This window comes from Mesorhizobium sp. P2_A8, assembly GCF_056404935.1.
The window spans coordinates 164,854-180,395 of record NZ_JBFUDB010000005.1 but is presented as its reverse complement, the minus strand read 5'-3'; the positions used below and the strand labels follow the sequence as shown (position 1 = coordinate 180,395).

Here is a 15,542-nt window from a genome sequence, read left to right as displayed (position 1 = left end):
GGCATTCGCGCCGCGGGGTTGGGGAAATTCGTCGACCGAAATTGCCTTCAGGCAGCGGTCGCGGACATGATCAGGCCTTCACGACGGCACCGGTCACTTTCTCCGAGACGTAGCCGAGGATGTTGCCGATGATCAGCGAGATCACCACGGCGGCAGCGACCTTGATGATGCCGCCGGCACCCTCGCCATAGGCGGCGGCAGCAAGCAGAAAAAGCGCTGCGGTCGTTGCGTAGCCATAGACCGCTGACGGAATGGCGCTCAGCAATGGCAGCTTGGCGGCGAGGATCAGGACTATGATTGAAATGCCGACGCAAATACCGGCCATGATCGCGGTAACGCCAATCGACGTCAGCGCGATCAAGGCGCCGGCCGCGCAGATCGCGCCCCACAGGTTTGCAACCGCCGAGTTCTTGAACCCGGCTTCCTTGCCGCCACAGTGATAGAAACTTCCCCAGCCGACAAACACCGCCCAGATCAGCAGATAAGGATTGCCGATCGTGATCGCCGCCCATGTCGCAATGCCACCCATAATGCCGATGACGACGGCCAGCCCTGTAACAAGATCCATGTTGTCCTCCCGTTTTGACGAAGCAAGGAAACTCGTGCGGGGATCGCGCTTCGCCGACGTCCCGACTCGGAAATGCCATGGCATCCGCCATGGCGCTCAAAGGAAGGCTTGCCGGGTCCGGCAAGCAGCCAGATCGAACCGCCCGCGACACCCGTTCCATGCCGCGTGCGGTGCAAGGTTTTCAGGGCACGATGACGCCGCGGCCGGTGAACCGGCGGTTCTTGAAATCGTCGAGCGCGGTGTTGATGCTGGCGAGATTGTATTCGGTGTAGTGCATCTTCACCTTGCCGTCGGCGTTGAGTTCCATCAGTTCGACAAGCTCGGTGAAATTGCCGACCAGGCTGCCGCCGATGTTGATCTCCTCGATGACGAGATGCGCGGTCGGTACGTTGATGTTGCCGCCATAGCCGACGACGAACAGTTGCCCGCCCTTGCGCACCATCTTCCAGCAGATGTTCTCGACGCCGAGTTCGCCGACGAAGTCGATCACCACATGCGCACCGCCGCCGGTGATCTGGCTGACTTCCTCGACGACGTTCGGCCCGCCATCGAGGATGAAGTCGGCACCCAGGTCCTTGGCCAGCACCCGCGCCGCCGGTTCGCGATCGACGGCGATGATGCGGCAGCCGGAGATCGCGTGCAGCGATTGCAGCGCGATGTGGCCGAGCCCGCCAATGCCCAGCAGCACGCAGTAGCTCCCCGGCCGCAGGAGCTTCGCGGCACGCTTGGCTGCGCGGTAGGCGGTGATGCCGGCATCGGCCAGCGGCGCCACCTCGATCGGCGTGATGTTGGCGTTCAGCTTGATCAGCGAGCGCTCGCTGGTGATGAAGTACTCGGCGAAACCGCCATTCATGCCAAGGCCGGGGAATTGGCCGTTGTCGCAATACATGTCCTCGCCATGGCGGCAGTTGAGGCAGATGCCACACGAACGGAAGGGATGGCAGATGACCGCGTCGCCGCGCTTGACCGACCTGACGCCGCTGCCGACCTCCTCGACCCAGCCGGCATTCTCGTGGCCCATGATGTAGGGCAACAGCGTGCCTTCGGGGTCCATCGTCGGTTTCCACACACCCTCGATGATGTGCAGGTCGGTGCGGCAGAGGCCGGCGGCCCCGACCCGCACGATCACCTCATCGGGAGCGGTGATCGTCGGCGCCTTGACCTCCTCGATCCTGAGCTGGACGTTTATCTTCGGGTCGTATTCGTAGAGTCTGGCAGCTTTCATGGCTGTGTCCTTTCGATATGTCTGGGTAGCTTCAGGCGCGGCCGAGCTTTTCGGAGCCGCCGCCACGCGCCGGTCCAGCCGTCGGATCCTCGTCCTCGGCGAGATCGCCAATCAACGTTTCGGTGGTCAGGATCAGCGTCGCCACGGAAGCCGCGTTGGCGAGCGCGGTGTAGGTGACACGGACCGGATCGATGATGCCTGCCTCGAACATGTTCTGGTACGCACCAGTCGACGCGTTGTAGCCATAGCCGCCGTTGATGCGGGTGACCTCGATCACCACCGCTTCGGGGTCGGCGCCGGCATTGGCAGCGATGCGCCACAACGGCCGCGACAGCACCGAGCGCACCAGGCGCACGCCCTCGGCGACATCGCCGTCGACGCCGGCCGCCACCTTGTCGAGCAGTGGCGCGATCTGGGCGAGTGCCGAGCCGCCGCCGGCGACGACGCCCTCTTCGGATGCGGCGCGCACCGCATTCAAGGAATCCTCGATCAGCTGGATGGTGCGCTTCTGCTCGACCGGCGTGACACCGCCGGCATAGAGGATCGCGGTGCCGCCGGAGAGCTTGGCCAGGCGTTCGCGCAGCTTGTCCTGGTCGATGTTGGGCGGCGAGGCTTCGTACTGCCGCTGCACCTGGGCGCGGCGCGAGGCGATTGCCGCATGGTCGCCGCCGCCACGAATGATCGAGGTGTAGGACGAACTGGTCTTCACCCGGTCGGCCGTGCCGAGATCCTCGGCGGTGACATCCTCGAGCCGGCCGCCGAGATCGCGTGCGATCACCTTGCCGCCGGTGATGATGGCCAGATCCTCCATCATCGCCTTGCGCCAGTGGCCATATTCCGGCGGATGGACGACGAGGTACCGTCCCGGTCCCTGCTTGCCGAGCAGCGTCACCACGACTTCCGGCGACATTTCCTCGGACACGATCAGCAGCGGCCGGCCGGCCTCGGCGGCGATGCGGCGAACCGCATCGAGCTGCCCGGGGTCCTTGATCTTGAGGTCGGTCATCAGGATGTAGGGCCGTTCGAGAACCGCCTCCATCTTCTCCTGATCGGTCACCATGTGATGCGAGAGGTAGCCGCGTTCGAACGACATGCCCTCGACGACATCGAGCGTGGTCTCGGTAGTGACGCTGAAGTCGGTGGTGATGACGCCTTCGGCGCCCACCCGCTGATGCGCCTCCGCCACCAGTGCGCCGAGCTTGGTGTTGGTCGCCGCGATGTTGGCGACCGACGCGAGGATGCCGTTGCCTTTGGCCGGCCTGGCGGACGCCTTGAGCGCGGCCACCACCGCCGCCACGGCCAGGTCGATGCCCTTGCACAGATCAACGGATTTCACCCCGCGTTCATTGGCCTCGACGCCGCCCTGGATGAGCGCGTTGGCGAGCACGATGGCCGTCGTGGTGCCATCGCCGGCGATCTCGTTGGTCTGCATCGACACTTCGCGGACGACCTGTGCGCCCATGTTTTCGAAACGGTCGTGCAGCTCGATCTCGGAGGCGATGCTGACACCGTCGCGGGTCACCATCGGCGTGCCGATCGGCCGGTCGATCATGGCGTTCATGCCCTTGGGGCCGAGCGTCGGCTCGACGGCGGCGGCAAGCCGGAAGACACCGCGGGCGAGAGCACGGCGGGCCTCGGAATTGTGAAGCATTATCTTGGGCATGATTCCTCCTTCCGCCTTACGGGCGGGTTGTTGGTTGGGGGCCTCGTGCGAGGGAGGCCGTTGCTGTCGGCTCTGCTTCAGGCGGGCGGCGCGGCTCGTGCCGGCACGCGATCCAGAATGAAATCGACCAGCGTCGGTTCGCCGTCGACCACATCCAGTTCCTTGTATCTGGTCTGCTTGAGCCCGCGGCACAGCGCGCCGTTGAACTCCATGTTGATGCGCACACCGCGCAGCTCGGCGAGATGGGCACCGAGCGCGCCAGGCGGTATTCTCTGCCCTTCCCAGGTCACGAACACAGGATCGGCCGCCCGCCGGTCAGGGAAACGCTCGAGCAGAGCCGCCCTGTATCTCGGCTTCTGTTTGGCGGCTTCGCCAGCTTCGAACCGGGCGACGTCGTATGCCGGCAGGTCCATGCCGAGGATTTCCCCATCGGTCAGGCCGTGCTGCCGGAGGCCGCGCAGGACCGCCTCCTGGCGACGCTTGAAGGCCTTCATTGCGAAGGTTTCACGCAAGCCGCCGAGATCCTGCTCCTCGGCAAGCACGGCGAAGATGTCGCCGAAATTCTTGCCGGCTTCCATGCCGCGATTGACCTCCTCCGCGAACATGTGGTCGTGCAGCTTGACGCGGTAGGCCGGCGCCCAGGAAAGCTGGTCGAGCGCCTTGCGGACGCCGTCCAGCATCAGGAACGCGAAGTTGGGCGAGCACCAGTAGGTCGGCAGGCGGAAGTCAACTTCCACGCTGCCGTCGCTCGTCACCTCGCCCCGCTCCACGAAGCCCATCTCGGTGATGGGTTCGTCGAGTTCCGGGTCGTTGACCTCACCAAGGCGCCGCCAGAGTTCCTTCTCGCGGCTGCCGGAAACGCTGGCGGTTGCCATGGCTCCTACTCCGCCGCGATGCTGAAGGGCGAACTGGCGAGCGCCTTCTTCTTGGCTTCGATATCGATGTTGTAGAGACGCGCGGCGTTGAGGCCGAGGATCTTTTCCTTGATCTCGTCGGTCAGTTGCACACCCCGTTCGGCGGCGATGTCCTCGGGAATCTGGTAGGCCCAGAATTTCTCGACCAGCCAGCGCGGCGTCCAGATCGCGTAGTCGGAACCGAACAGGATCTTCTCCGGCCCGAGCCAGAACAAGAGCTCGGCGATGACCTCGCCGAAATAGCGCGGGCGCGCGTGGATGAACGGCAGCGCGACCGCCAAGCCGCCATAGACATTGGTTTCCTGCGTCGCGATCCAGCAGAAATCGTCGAGACGCGGCAGGCCGCAATGCTCGACAATCCAGTTGAGGTTCTGGAAATCCGTCGCCGCGTGGTCGACGTCATGGACGTCGAAGGCGTCCTTGTTGAGCGGGATGATCGTCGGACCCTTGTGGACGTGGATGTTCCTGATGCCGAGCTTGTCGCAGAGTTCGAAACACTTGTAGGCATCGGGATCGGTGAGCTTCCAGCCCTTGGAAGCGCCGTTCCATTCGGCCGTGTACATCTTCACGCCCTTGACGTTGTAGGTCTCCTTGAGGAAGTGGATGTATTCCAGCGCCTTTTCCCCGTCGCGCGGATCGAAGGCGCCGTTGACGATGAACCGCTCCGGATAGCGCTTGGCCACCTCGGCGTTGCGCTCGATCGTGTTGAAGCCGTTCTTGTAGAAGTCCTTGAGGTAGGTCGACTGGACGATCGCCACATCATCGGGACCGTCGATGAACAGGTCGCGATAGAGATCGTCGGCGCTGTATTTCTCGAACTTGCTCTTCTCCCACAGCTGGTCCTTCGGGCTCAAGCCGGTGTGATAGGCATAGAAGCATTCGATGAACTGCTTGCCGTGGATATTCTTCTGGTTTTCCGGGCTGCCGTCCCAGAAATGGGTGTGGCCGTCGACCACGAAAATGTCCTTGCCTTCCGGTGTTCTGTACATGGTTGCCTCCGCAGCAATCGCGTTGATCGGTCGGCGCGCCGCACCCAGCGGCGCGCCAGATTTTTTGGGGCGGCTATTCGATGTATTCGAACATCTCGTCCATGTTGCCGAACAGGATCACGGTGTTGTCGTCGACGCGGACCATGCGGCCGTAATGGGTGGAGGTGTTGACCTCGAAGGTCTCGGCCGAGATCTCGCGGCCGAGATATTCGCCGATCGCGTCCATCTTGAAGATGAGCTTGCCGTCACCGTCGATGCGGATCAGTGCCGGCTGGTAGGTGATGGTCACCCCCGGCTTCTGGCCCATGAATTCGGCGATGGCGCGAGCCTCGACCGAGTCGTTCATGGTGACGCCGCACTGATGCGAAATCGTCTGCTCGAAGGTGATGTCCTTCATCGCCTTGAAGATGTTGGAATGCGTTGCGTCGCGTGCTGCTAGTGACATGACAAATTCTCCTGTTTCAGCGCTTGAGGCCGAGTTCGCCGAGTATCTGGCCAATCCGCTCCTCGGATTTGGCGCGGACATCCGCGAACGCGACCGGCTTGGAATGCGGCATCGACCAGATCGGCTGCAGGCCGGTGGCTGCCTTGTCGGCGAGCGCGCCGTGTTTCTTGACCCAGCCCTGGAAGAGCTTCTTGTTGGCGGCGCCATGCTTCTCGTCATTGGCGAGCAGGTGCATGAGGTCGATCGTGTTGGCGAGGTTGCGTTCGTAGTCGGCCTCGGCCGCCGAGATCACCGCCGGCGTGATGAAGTCGTGGTTGGCGGCGGCGATTTGCATCAGGAAGCCGGAGCGGAACACTTCGCCGACCAGCGGTTCGAAGACGATGTTGATGGCGAAATACTGCTCGAGATAATCGGTCGCGCCCATGATGGTTTCGACCGCTTCGCGGGTGCCTTGCCAGTTCTTATCCTCGAGCCAGGCCTTCTTGCCGAGCTCGTCGTCCCAGTCGGGAAGGTCCATCCCGATCTCGGCAAGGTAGAGCGTGATGTCCTGGGCAAGTCGCAGCTTGTAGGACGAGTTGGTCAGCGTCGCGTTGTTGATCATCTGGGTGTAGCCGTAACGCTGCGCCTGCATCAGCGAGGTGCCGAGCCCGAATTCGGCGTGTTTCCAGGCGCCGAGATGGGTCTGCAGGATCTTGACCCAGGCCTTGTCGAAGGTCTTCGGGGTGCCGGATTTGCGGGCATTGTTGATGACGCTCTGCACCATCGTCTCGATCTTCGACTGGCGCTGGTAGTGCGTGCGCTCCCATTCCTGGTCGGGAGCGCGGAAGGCATGCCAGTTGGAGCTCTGCGCGGCGGTGTTCTGCTTGACATAGGCGCCCTTGCCGTCGGCGAAGGAGATGATCCAGTCCTGGATCAGGTAGCGTTCCGGGTCGGGCTGAACGTCGACCGTCATGTCCTCGTAGTGGGTGGCGCGCTGGCCTTTCGGGTCGAAATACCGGTATTTCCGGCTGTCAGAGTCGGCGAAGATCGCCGCGCCGGCGGCTCCGGATCCGACTGAACTCGAGGTTGCAGGCATAGTCTCTCTCCCTTGTTGCAGTTGTGGATGGCTGTGCGTCGGCCGCCCTCAATGGGCCGGCGTTGCACCTGCCGATGTGGTGAACTTGTCGAAGAAGATGCGCTCGGTTTCGAAGCCGTTCATGAACAGGACCGGCTGCAGCGCATCGATCATCGGCGGCGGACCACAGGCATGGACATCGCCCTGCCCGTCGACCGCCAGTTGCTTGAGCATGGCGTCGACACTCTGGTGCACGAAGCCACGTTCGCCTTGCCATTCGGCGTCGTCGTTCGCGTGCGACAGCACGGGAATGAAGGTGACGTCGGAATGATTGCCGACCAGCTCGGCGATCCTGTCGAGATAGAACAGGTCGTTGCGGGTGCGGGCGCCGTAGAAGAAATAGACCGGACGCTTCTCGCCGCTCTTGAGATGGTCGTTGAGGATCGACCAGATCGGCGACATGCCCGAGCCGGCGCCGACCAGGATCAGGGGTCCTTGCCGTTCGTCGCGGCGGAAACAGGTTCCGTAAGGTCCGACGACGGTGACCTCGGCTCCGGCTTCGATCCCTCCGGAATCGAGTTCTCCGGAGAACTTTCCCTCAGGGTATTTTTTGATGATGAAGGAGAGTTTTTCGGTTTGGTCCGGCGTATTTGCCATGGAGAACGAGCGCGTAATCGTCTCCCCTTTTTGCGTGGTAACCGTGATGTCGACATATTGCCCCGCCCAGAACTTCATCGGCGAGCCGAGTTCGATCTCGATGCCGCGAATGTCGTGGGTCAGGTGCTCGATCCGAGCGATCCGGCCCTTGTACGTCTTCACGGCGATCGCTTTCGCCAGAATCTCCTCGTCGTAGTTGAGAAGCTCGACTTCCAGGTCGGAGAAGGCGATGCAGCGGCACAACAGCACGTGCCCGCTCTCCTTCTCCATGTCGTTCAGCGCGAAGGTCGAGTATTTCAGCATGTCGACTTCGCCTTCGAGCAACACGCTTTTGCAGGCCGAGCATTGCCCTTCCTTGCAGCCGTGCGGCAGCGCAATGCCCTGGCGGAACGCGGCGTTGAGCACCGTTTCGCCATGCTCGACATCGAATTCGACGCCGACCGGGCTGAGCCTGACCGTGTGGGTTTCCGACATACGGACCTCCAGTGAAAGGAAGGGGCGGGACGAACCCGCCCCCCTTTGGCCTGATCAGTTGCAGGGGGTGATGGTGAAGCCCTTGGCGTACTCCGCCAGGTGCTTCTCGCGGTCCGCGGACGACATGGCGCGCAGCGCGTTGAGCGGCGATCCGAGCGTGTTGCCGCGCACATCGTCGAGCGTCCACATCTCCTTGTCGTCGAAGCGCAGATGCGGCTGCGGAACCAGCGTCTTGCCGTCGGAACGGACGAAGTTCAGGTCCTTGATCGCATCAGCCAGATCCCAGCCGTCATAGAGCGTCTCCCACTCGCGCTTGCCGCTGAAGCGGCCCATCGCGGGCGTCGGGCGGCCCTGGTACTCGTCGGCGAAGGCGACCGTTGCGGTCCACTTGTCGAGTTCATGGGCAAAGGTGTGAAGCTGGCCGTCGATTTCGCCGACCACCATGTCCTCGCGGATCAGGCAGGGAACGAGGCAGGACCAGCAGCGGTGCGGATAGACGTAGCCGACGTCGCTGTTGAACAGCAGCACCTTCTCGCCCTTGTGGCTGAGCTTGGCGTACCATTTCCAGAAGTCGCCGAACTCGGCGTACCAGCCCGGATACTTGTGCTCGAACCACTCGAAGTCCTTGTCGGTCTGGGCTTCGATGCGCCAGAAATTGACCGGCCAGCCGACCGCGAAGAACTGCCCGACCTTGTGGACATAGTTCTTCTTGGTGATGCGTTCCCAGGCCGCCTGGACGTCGTCATGATGGACCTTGATGCCGTATTTTTCGAGCGGCAGCATGTAGGTGCGGTAGTAGTCCTCATAGATCCAGCGGTGCCACATTTCCGCGTAGGATTCCTTGTTCTTGTCGCGGTTGGTGGTGCCGTATTCGATGAAGGTGCCGATGGCGGCATCGACGATGGCGTGGTTCTGCCAGAAGGCGTAACGCAGGTCGCGTTCCAGCAAGAGGTGGTTTTCCGGCTCCTTGAGCGCGGCCATCAGCAGCGAGTGACCATTGCCGATGTGCCGGCTCTCGTCGGACTGCACCGACAGGAAGACCGTCGGCAGCGCATAGTCGCCGTTGCGGGCCGCTTCCGAAGGCATGGCGACGAACAGGGTGTTGGTGAAGGCGGTCTCGGCGACCACGGTCAGGTACATGCAGGCGGCGGTCATCGTGTCGCCGGTGATGAAGCCTTCCGCGAACTGCCGGCCGATGGTGGTGGCGTAGCATTTTCCGAAGGCTTCCTCGGTGATGTCGAAGCCGGCCGGATCGATGTAGTTCTCCATGTACCATTTCTTCAAATTCATCTGGATCGTCGAGTGACGGAACTCGTCGATCATCTGCATGGTGAAGCCGGTGCGGAGTTCCTCGCCGGGTGCGATACGGGCGACCATCGCCATCGAGCGGGCAGCGGAGATTTCCGGGAAGGGAATGATGGCCAGGAAGAGCTTCATCCACTCGACCCAGCGCGGCTCGACATTGCGGAACATGTCGCCGCGCAATGCCGCGTCGAGCGCGCCGTAGACACGGTTGTCCTTCTCTTCCTGCATCGGGAAGTACGACCGCAAGACCTGTTTCATCGGGTCGCGCGGCGTCTTGTTGATCTTGTAGTCGGTCGGAAACGTCATCGCTTCCTGCACGTAGGAAGGATTCCAGCCGAGATCGGCAATCTTCTTGGTTGCCTCGCCGACGGAGATTCCGCGTTGCGAGGTGATCTTGTTGAGCGTCAGAGACGTCATGGTCATAAGCCTCCACCAGGTTTGAACCGCAGGTCCCTTGACCCCGGCATGAAGCGGCGCACAGCACCGCCAGTGAGAGTGCGAACGGCACGACAAAGGGTTGCGCATTCAGGCGCGACTCATCGTCCGGCCGTTCAAGTGGATCGCGGCAAAGGTGCTGGAGGCGTCTGGCAGGATCCGCGGCGCCAACCGCATATGCGATGGGCGTATCGAAGCGGCCTGCTTCCTCCGTTCCTTCGTTCTTTTGGCACCGCGTCAAAGCGCGATGGGCTTCTTGTGGAAATGTACAAAGCAAGCGTCGTGCCAGTTTGGAAAGATCGCCCCTGGCTGCCGTTCAAAACAAAATCGCCGCCACTTCGGCATATGAGCAGATGGCCGACTGTAACGTTGTTTTACAGTTGTAAAGTACGCCTGTAATATTTAACGTCTATTCGCATACGCAATATGTTTAGTTAGCAAGTGCAGCAAATACGAAAACAAATATCATCTATTCAATTCTTCGTCTTTCTCTACTATCTGAAGGCGACGGCCCATGGACGGGCCTGGCGCTGGAGAGAGACCATGCCGAACGACAGGGACAGCCGGGGGCCACCAGAGCCAATGTCCAGCCAGGCCGATGGCGTTGCTGGCGATCTTGTCAGGCTAATGCTGCGCGACCTGGTCTTCGTTATGCGCTTCATGGGCGAGAGCCAGCACCGCCTGCAGAGCCATTTCCAGGACTTCATCCGGGGCGAACTCGCCGCCGGCGGCGTCACCGCGGAGACGCATCCGATGATCCATCTGTTCATCGAGAGCCATGCGATCCTGTTGCGCGACTTCGTGTTTTCCGGCGTTTCGCTGACGCGCCAGTTCCGTGTCGACGAGATCGAGCGCCTGACCGGCGACACGACATCGATGATCCGCGTCGACATCTGGGATCAGCTCAAGAGCCACATCGAGACCGCCGAAAAACAGTTCCAGTCGCAGGCCGGCACATTGCCCAGATTGCTGTCCACTTTTGAAAAACCGCAGGGACCGTTGGCTGGGAGCGAGACATGACGGGAGGATCGGGTACCGCCAAACGGGACGCGCTGCTGGCTCGCCGGCTCGATCTTGTCGCCGGCGTTTCCGCGCTCACCGCGGAGGCGTTGCGGCTCAATCAGAAGCGCGCCGGCATCGAAATGGAACTCCTGCGCCTGGAGCTCGAAATCGGCAGAAGCGGCGCCAGCGAGCAACTGGTGCGGGACTTGCATGAGGCAGAGCGAAGTGCCGCGGCGATCATGCAGGCCTGCGCGGCCTGCGAGGACCGCATCGTGGCCGCCGAAGGTGATGTCGAGGACGTCGATCGCCGGCTTGCCGCAGCGATGAACAAGGACTGATGGAGAGACACTCGTGAACCAGCAGACGATGCAGAACCTGACCTTGTTCGACCTTCTGGCCCGCAGCTGGCGGCGGCCGTCGGCGATCGCCGATCTGCGCTTCAGCGCCGATGGCTCGACGGTCGCCTTTGCCTCCGTGGACGGAACCGTCGCCATTGCCACGGTCGCGGATCACGAGCCACCGGAGGCGCGGCTCAGGGTGAGCAACGATCTCGGGCAGACGACGATCCGACCAAGGGAGAAGCCTGCGGTGCCCCTGATCGCAACGGGGGCATTCGGAGATGGCGATGTCCCGCTCGTTGCCCATGCGCATTCAGGCTTCCTTGTCGGCGCGGCAAGCGGCGAAGCGCTGCATCTGACCGCCGGCGGTGAAGTCGCGGAGCCGCTGGTCAAGATCGACGGACCGATCGTCGCCATCGACCACAGCGCCCCCTCGGACACAACAGCCGTCAGCAACGGGCATGATGTCTTCCTCTCGCGTGACCGCGGCGATGCGGTGAAGCTGGAACACGCAACGACATCGTCGATGGACGCTCTTGCTTTTTCACCGGCCGGGAAACACCTCGCCTGTGGCGTTGGCGAGGGACTGTCGATCTGGTCGGTTGAAGGCGACGCTGCCTTGATACGTGATATCTCCCTTTCGGCGCGCCCGGCGTCGATCCGCTGGAGCAGCGACGGCAGATGGCTGGCCTGCGGCCTCGAAACAGGCGGCTTTGCCCTGGTCAGCCTGGCCGACAACCTTGTCGGAATGGTCGCCGGATTCCCATCGCCGGTTCGGTCAGTGTGCTGGAGCCAGACGGGCAACGCACTCTTTGCGTCGGGCGCATTCCGGATAACCGGCTGGTCGATGACCGCCCCGCCGTTGGGCGGCGAAACCTCGGGCGCGCTGGAGACCGGTCACGCCGGACTGGTTCTGGTCGAAGCGGTGGCGGCCCACCCGGAGAAGAAACTGATTGCCGCCGGCTATGCCAACGGCCGCATCACCGTTGCCCAGATCGGCGCGCGGGACGAGCTTCTCGTCAGGGCGCTGGGGAGCACTGTCACCGCGCTTGCCTGGTCCAGCGACGGACGACATCTGGCGGTGGGCAGTGCCGACGGCTCCGCCGCGATCGTCACCTTTCCCGCGCAGATGTTCAAGTAGCGGACAAGTCCATGAAACAGGAGGATGGAATGCAAACCGAACTCACGGCCGAAGATGAGAGCAAGGACGAATTTTTCGAACGGCTGGCCAAACTGTCGGAAGAGATGGTGGCCAAGCATGGCAAGGATTTCAGCATGGGCGCCCTGGTCCTCGCCGCGCGCTGGATCGCCGAGAACCGCGTTGGCCAGCTGAAGACGAATTAGGCTGACCAACGACCCTGTCCGTTGTGAAGCGAACGGGGGCGGCTACTCAAAGGAATAAGTGAAGCCCTCCTTGGAGGCGCCTACGGTCACCTTGGTCATCTTTTCGCCGCCGAGCGACCGGTTCAGCACACCGCGGCTCAATTCCGGCAGAAGCGTGTTGGTTAGGATGGCATCGATCATCCGCCCGCCGGATTCGATCTCGGTGCAGCGGGCCTTGACCAGATCCATGACACCGTCGCCGATCACCAATTCCGCGTCGTTGGTCGCACGCAGCCGGCGCGCGATCTTGGCGAACTGGTGACGGGTGATCGCTTCGATCATCGAATCCGAGAGCGGATAGTAGGGAATGGTCACCACCCGGCCGAGAAAGGCCGCCGGGAAGACCTTCAGCAACGGGCTGCGCAAGGCAGTGTCCAGATCGTCGAGCCCGGCCCTTAGCGTGCCGTTCCTGGTCCGGTCCATGATCACCTCCGAGCCGACATTCGATGTGAGCAGGATCAGCGTGTTCTTGAAATCGATGCGCCGGCCCTCGCTGTCGTCCATCATGCCCTTGTCGAAAACCTGGAAAAAGATTTCGTGCACGTCCGGATGCGCCTTCTCGACCTCGTCGAGCAGGATGACCGAATAGGGTTTGCGGCGGACCGCCTCGGTCAGGATGCCGCCCTTGCCATAGCCGACATATCCGGGCGGAGCGCCCTTCAGGGTAGAGACCGTATGAGCCTCCTGGAACTCGGACATGTTGATCGAGATGAGGTTCTGCTCGCCGCCATAGAGTGTTTCGGCCAACGCCAATGCGGTTTCGGTCTTGCCGACGCCCGAGGGGCCGCAGAGCAGGAACACGCCAACCGGTTTTTCCGGCGCGCCGAGCCCGGCGCGGCTGGTCTGCACGCGCTTTGCGATCATCTCCATGGCGTGATCCTGGCCGACCACGCGTTCGGACAGGGTCGCTGCGAGCCGCAGCGCCTTTTCGGTCTGGCTCGACAGCATCCGCCCGGTCGGGATTCCCGTCCAGTCCTGAACGACCGCCGCCACGGCGTTGCGGTCGACCGACGGCAGAATCAGCGGCGTTTCGCCTTGCGCCTCGGCAAGTTCGGCCATCAGTTCGCGCAGCCGGGCGAGATCGGCGGCCGGATCGGGCGGCGAAGCCTTGGCAGCCGCCGGTGCCTCCACATCGGTCTTGGCTGTTTTGGTCTTGGCCGCTTTGGTCTTGGGCGTTTCGGGTTTTGGCGTTTCGGTCTTGGGCGGCTCAGTCTCGGCTGCGTCCGCGCCGGCAGTCTCGGTATCGGGCTCCGGCGTCACCACCGCATCGAGCGGCACACCTTCGCCGCGCAGCCTGGCACGCAATTCGAGTATCTCGGCAACCAGGGCTTTTTCCCGATCCCAACGTTGCTGGGCTGCGGCCAGCGTGACCTCGGTTTCGGCAAGTCCGGTGTCGACCCGCGCCTGCCGCTCGGTCACCTCGATGCCAATCGCGGCCTCGCGGCCGATGATGCCGCGCTCGACCTCCAGCGCCTGGCGGCGACGCATGATGTCTTCGACCTCGGCCGGCGTTGCGTGCTGCGATATGGCGACACGGGCGCAAGCGGTGTCGAGAAGGCTTACCGCCTTGTCGGGCAGTTGCCGCGCCGGGATGTAGCGATGCGACAGGCCGACCGCCGCCTCGATCGCCTCATCCAGGATCTGCACCTTGTGGTGCTGCTCCAGGACGCCGGCCACACCGCGCAACATGAGAATGGCCACCGCCTCCGACGGCTCGTCGATCTTCACCACCTGGAAACGGCGGGTCAGCGCCGGGTCCTTCTCGATGTGCTGCTTGTATTCGGCCCAGGTCGTCGCCGCGATGGTGCGAAGTTCGCCGCGCGCCAGCGCCGGTTTCAAGAGATTGGCGGCATCGCCTGTTCCTGCCGCGCCGCCGGCGCCGATCAAGGTGTGGGCTTCGTCGATGAACAGGATGACCGGCGTCTCGGACGATTGAACCTCATCGATGACAGCTTTCAGCCGTTTTTCGAATTCGCCCTTCACGCTGGCACCCGCCTGCATCAATCCAACATCAAGCATGCGCACGCTGACCCCTTGCAGCGTGGGCGGCACGTCGCCCTGGGCGATACGCAAGGCAAAGCCCTCGACCACCGCGGTCTTGCCGACCCCGGCCTCACCGGTCAGGATCGGGTTGTTTTGCCGGCGTCGCATCAGGATATCGACGATCTGCCGGATCTCCGGATCGCGGCCGACGACCGGATCGATCTTGCCGTCGCGGGCGCGCTGGGTCAGGTCGGTGGCGTATTTCGCCAGCGCCGAGTCCCCACCCGGAGCCCGCTTCGGCGTTTCGGCCGCGGGAACCACGATGGCTGCGCCGGCTTCGAGCGAGCCTTCCATGACATCGGCGAACCGCGCGATGACCGCGCCGGCGTCGATCTTGTCGAACTCGCCGCTGATCTTCGACAGCAGGCCCTCCAGCACCGGCGTCTTCAGGCAAGCGAGGAGAATATGCGCGCTGCGGACTTCCTCGACGCCGAATTCGAGCGTTGCCAGGTTCCAGGCCTCCTGGATGGCATGGAAGATATGGTCGGAAAATTCCTCGATCGACGTTGCGCCATAAGGCAGCTTGTCGACGGCGCGGGTCATGTCGGCCGTGAGCCGGCTCGCATCCAGTCCCGCATCGGCGATCATCATTTGAACATCCGAGCGCTCGGAAAGCACCAGTTGCTCGATGAAGTGGACGAGTTCGACGTAAGGATTGCCGCGCAGTTTGGCGGTGTCGGCCGCAGCCTTGAAGGCGCGCACACCGACAGGATTGAGCTTGCCGACCAGTTCCTTGCGTTTGAAGCTCTGCGACGACCGGCGCTGTTCCATCGAACGTGCTCCTGCAATCTGCCAGCCGATAACCTGCCACATAAGCCGCCACTTGACAAAGCGCAGGATGGACGAGGTCTCAATGCACGGTTCAGCCGGCTTCCTCGGTTTGTGGAAAGTCCTGCACCATCGACTGCAAACAACCGCGGAATTGCGCGGCTGTGCGATGCATTTGCCATACACGGTTCGGCAATCACAGCACGGATACCGACACTCAGGGCGGTCGCGTTTAGCTTCTGTTAATTTTTGAGGCAGTCGTTGAATTGTGGTAAAGTG

At 62.7% G+C, this 15,542-nt stretch carries 14 protein-coding genes; 4 read left to right on the top strand and 10 right to left on the bottom strand.

Annotated features, from left to right (window positions below; translation table 11 throughout):
- Positions 1-70: 70 nt before the first annotated feature.
- The 9 genes from AC1D10_RS16060 to AC1D10_RS16020 form a co-directional block, all read right to left on the bottom strand.
- Positions 71-568 carry a DUF1097 domain-containing protein gene (locus AC1D10_RS16060; protein WP_167458681.1) on the bottom strand — a complete coding sequence of 166 codons (498 nt, stop codon included), beginning with the start codon at positions 566-568 and terminating at the stop codon, positions 71-73.
- A 181-nt stretch (positions 569-749) separates the two neighbouring features.
- Positions 750-1,793, bottom strand: coding sequence for an NAD(P)-dependent alcohol dehydrogenase (locus AC1D10_RS16055; RefSeq protein ID WP_477273393.1), 1,044 nt, complete (start codon positions 1,791-1,793; stop codon positions 750-752).
- 31 nt (positions 1,794-1,824) lie between these two features.
- Entirely contained in the window at positions 1,825-3,456 is a 1,632-nt protein-coding gene (groEL, locus tag AC1D10_RS16050; RefSeq protein WP_477273391.1) for a chaperonin GroEL, read from the bottom strand.
- Positions 3,457-3,533: 77 nt separating this feature from the next.
- Positions 3,534-4,331 (bottom strand): iron-sulfur cluster assembly protein, encoded by a 798-nt coding sequence (locus tag AC1D10_RS16045; protein WP_477273389.1) that lies wholly within the window; start codon positions 4,329-4,331, stop codon positions 3,534-3,536.
- 5 nt (positions 4,332-4,336) lie between these two features.
- Positions 4,337-5,359: an amidohydrolase family protein gene (locus AC1D10_RS16040; RefSeq protein ID WP_477273387.1), complete on the bottom strand. Its 1,023-nt coding sequence runs from the start codon at positions 5,357-5,359 to the stop codon at positions 4,337-4,339.
- A 73-nt stretch (positions 5,360-5,432) separates the two neighbouring features.
- Positions 5,433-5,804 (bottom strand): MmoB/DmpM family protein, encoded by a 372-nt coding sequence (locus AC1D10_RS16035; protein ID WP_096455128.1) that lies wholly within the window; start codon positions 5,802-5,804, stop codon positions 5,433-5,435.
- Between the two features lie 16 nt (positions 5,805-5,820).
- Positions 5,821-6,879 carry an aromatic/alkene monooxygenase hydroxylase subunit beta gene (locus tag AC1D10_RS16030; protein WP_477273386.1) on the bottom strand — a complete coding sequence of 353 codons (1,059 nt, stop codon included), beginning with the start codon at positions 6,877-6,879 and terminating at the stop codon, positions 5,821-5,823.
- Between the two features lie 48 nt (positions 6,880-6,927).
- Positions 6,928-7,989: a 2Fe-2S iron-sulfur cluster-binding protein gene (locus AC1D10_RS16025; RefSeq protein WP_477273384.1), complete on the bottom strand. Its 1,062-nt coding sequence runs from the start codon at positions 7,987-7,989 to the stop codon at positions 6,928-6,930.
- Positions 7,990-8,043: 54 nt separating this feature from the next.
- On the bottom strand, positions 8,044-9,717 hold the full coding sequence (locus tag AC1D10_RS16020; protein ID WP_477273382.1) for an aromatic/alkene/methane monooxygenase hydroxylase/oxygenase subunit alpha: 1,674 nt from the start codon (positions 9,715-9,717) through the stop codon (positions 8,044-8,046).
- 555 nt (positions 9,718-10,272) lie between these two features.
- Between AC1D10_RS16020 and AC1D10_RS16015 the strand changes: the two genes are divergently transcribed.
- The 4 genes from AC1D10_RS16015 to AC1D10_RS16000 are packed head-to-tail and all read left to right on the top strand — an operon-like array spanning position 10,273 to position 12,413.
- Entirely contained in the window at positions 10,273-10,749 is a 477-nt protein-coding gene (locus tag AC1D10_RS16015) for a hypothetical protein (RefSeq protein ID WP_477273380.1), read from the top strand.
- Complete coding sequence (locus AC1D10_RS16010) at positions 10,746-11,069, top strand: hypothetical protein (RefSeq protein ID WP_477273378.1); 324 nt, start codon at positions 10,746-10,748, stop codon at positions 11,067-11,069. The genes AC1D10_RS16015 and AC1D10_RS16010 overlap by 4 nt, the downstream gene beginning before the upstream one ends.
- A gap of 13 nt (positions 11,070-11,082) precedes the next feature.
- Positions 11,083-12,210 carry a WD40 repeat domain-containing protein gene (locus tag AC1D10_RS16005; protein WP_477273376.1) on the top strand — a complete coding sequence of 376 codons (1,128 nt, stop codon included), beginning with the start codon at positions 11,083-11,085 and terminating at the stop codon, positions 12,208-12,210.
- Positions 12,211-12,239: 29 nt separating this feature from the next.
- Positions 12,240-12,413, top strand: coding sequence for a hypothetical protein (locus AC1D10_RS16000; protein WP_256750209.1), 174 nt, complete (start codon positions 12,240-12,242; stop codon positions 12,411-12,413).
- 42 nt (positions 12,414-12,455) lie between these two features.
- On the opposite strand, the gene tssH is transcribed toward AC1D10_RS16000, so the two are convergent.
- Entirely contained in the window at positions 12,456-15,266 is a 2,811-nt protein-coding gene (gene tssH, locus AC1D10_RS15995) for a type VI secretion system ATPase TssH (RefSeq protein ID WP_477273373.1), read from the bottom strand.
- Positions 15,267-15,542: the final 276 nt, after the last annotated feature.

Bases quoted from the DNA above. Each gene is read 5' to 3' on its own strand.
- AC1D10_RS16060 (WP_167458681.1), bottom strand. From the start codon at position 568: ATGGATCTTGTTACAGGGCTGGCCGTCGTCATCGGCATTATGGGTGGC.
- AC1D10_RS16055 (WP_477273393.1), bottom strand. From the start codon at position 1,793: ATGAAAGCTGCCAGACTCTACGAATACGACCCGAAGATAAACGTCCAG.
- groEL (WP_477273391.1), bottom strand. From the start codon at position 3,456: ATGCCCAAGATAATGCTTCACAATTCCGAGGCCCGCCGTGCTCTCGCC.
- AC1D10_RS16045 (WP_477273389.1), bottom strand. From the start codon at position 4,331: ATGGCAACCGCCAGCGTTTCCGGCAGCCGCGAGAAGGAACTCTGGCGG.
- AC1D10_RS16040 (WP_477273387.1), bottom strand. From the start codon at position 5,359: ATGTACAGAACACCGGAAGGCAAGGACATTTTCGTGGTCGACGGCCAC.
- AC1D10_RS16035 (WP_096455128.1), bottom strand. From the start codon at position 5,804: ATGTCACTAGCAGCACGCGACGCAACGCATTCCAACATCTTCAAGGCG.
- AC1D10_RS16030 (WP_477273386.1), bottom strand. From the start codon at position 6,879: ATGCCTGCAACCTCGAGTTCAGTCGGATCCGGAGCCGCCGGCGCGGCG.
- AC1D10_RS16025 (WP_477273384.1), bottom strand. From the start codon at position 7,989: ATGTCGGAAACCCACACGGTCAGGCTCAGCCCGGTCGGCGTCGAATTC.
- AC1D10_RS16020 (WP_477273382.1), bottom strand. From the start codon at position 9,717: ATGACCATGACGTCTCTGACGCTCAACAAGATCACCTCGCAACGCGGA.
- AC1D10_RS16015 (WP_477273380.1), top strand. From the start codon at position 10,273: ATGCCGAACGACAGGGACAGCCGGGGGCCACCAGAGCCAATGTCCAGC.
- AC1D10_RS16010 (WP_477273378.1), top strand. From the start codon at position 10,746: ATGACGGGAGGATCGGGTACCGCCAAACGGGACGCGCTGCTGGCTCGC.
- AC1D10_RS16000 (WP_256750209.1), top strand. From the start codon at position 12,240: ATGCAAACCGAACTCACGGCCGAAGATGAGAGCAAGGACGAATTTTTC.
- tssH (WP_477273373.1), bottom strand. From the start codon at position 15,266: ATGGAACAGCGCCGGTCGTCGCAGAGCTTCAAACGCAAGGAACTGGTC.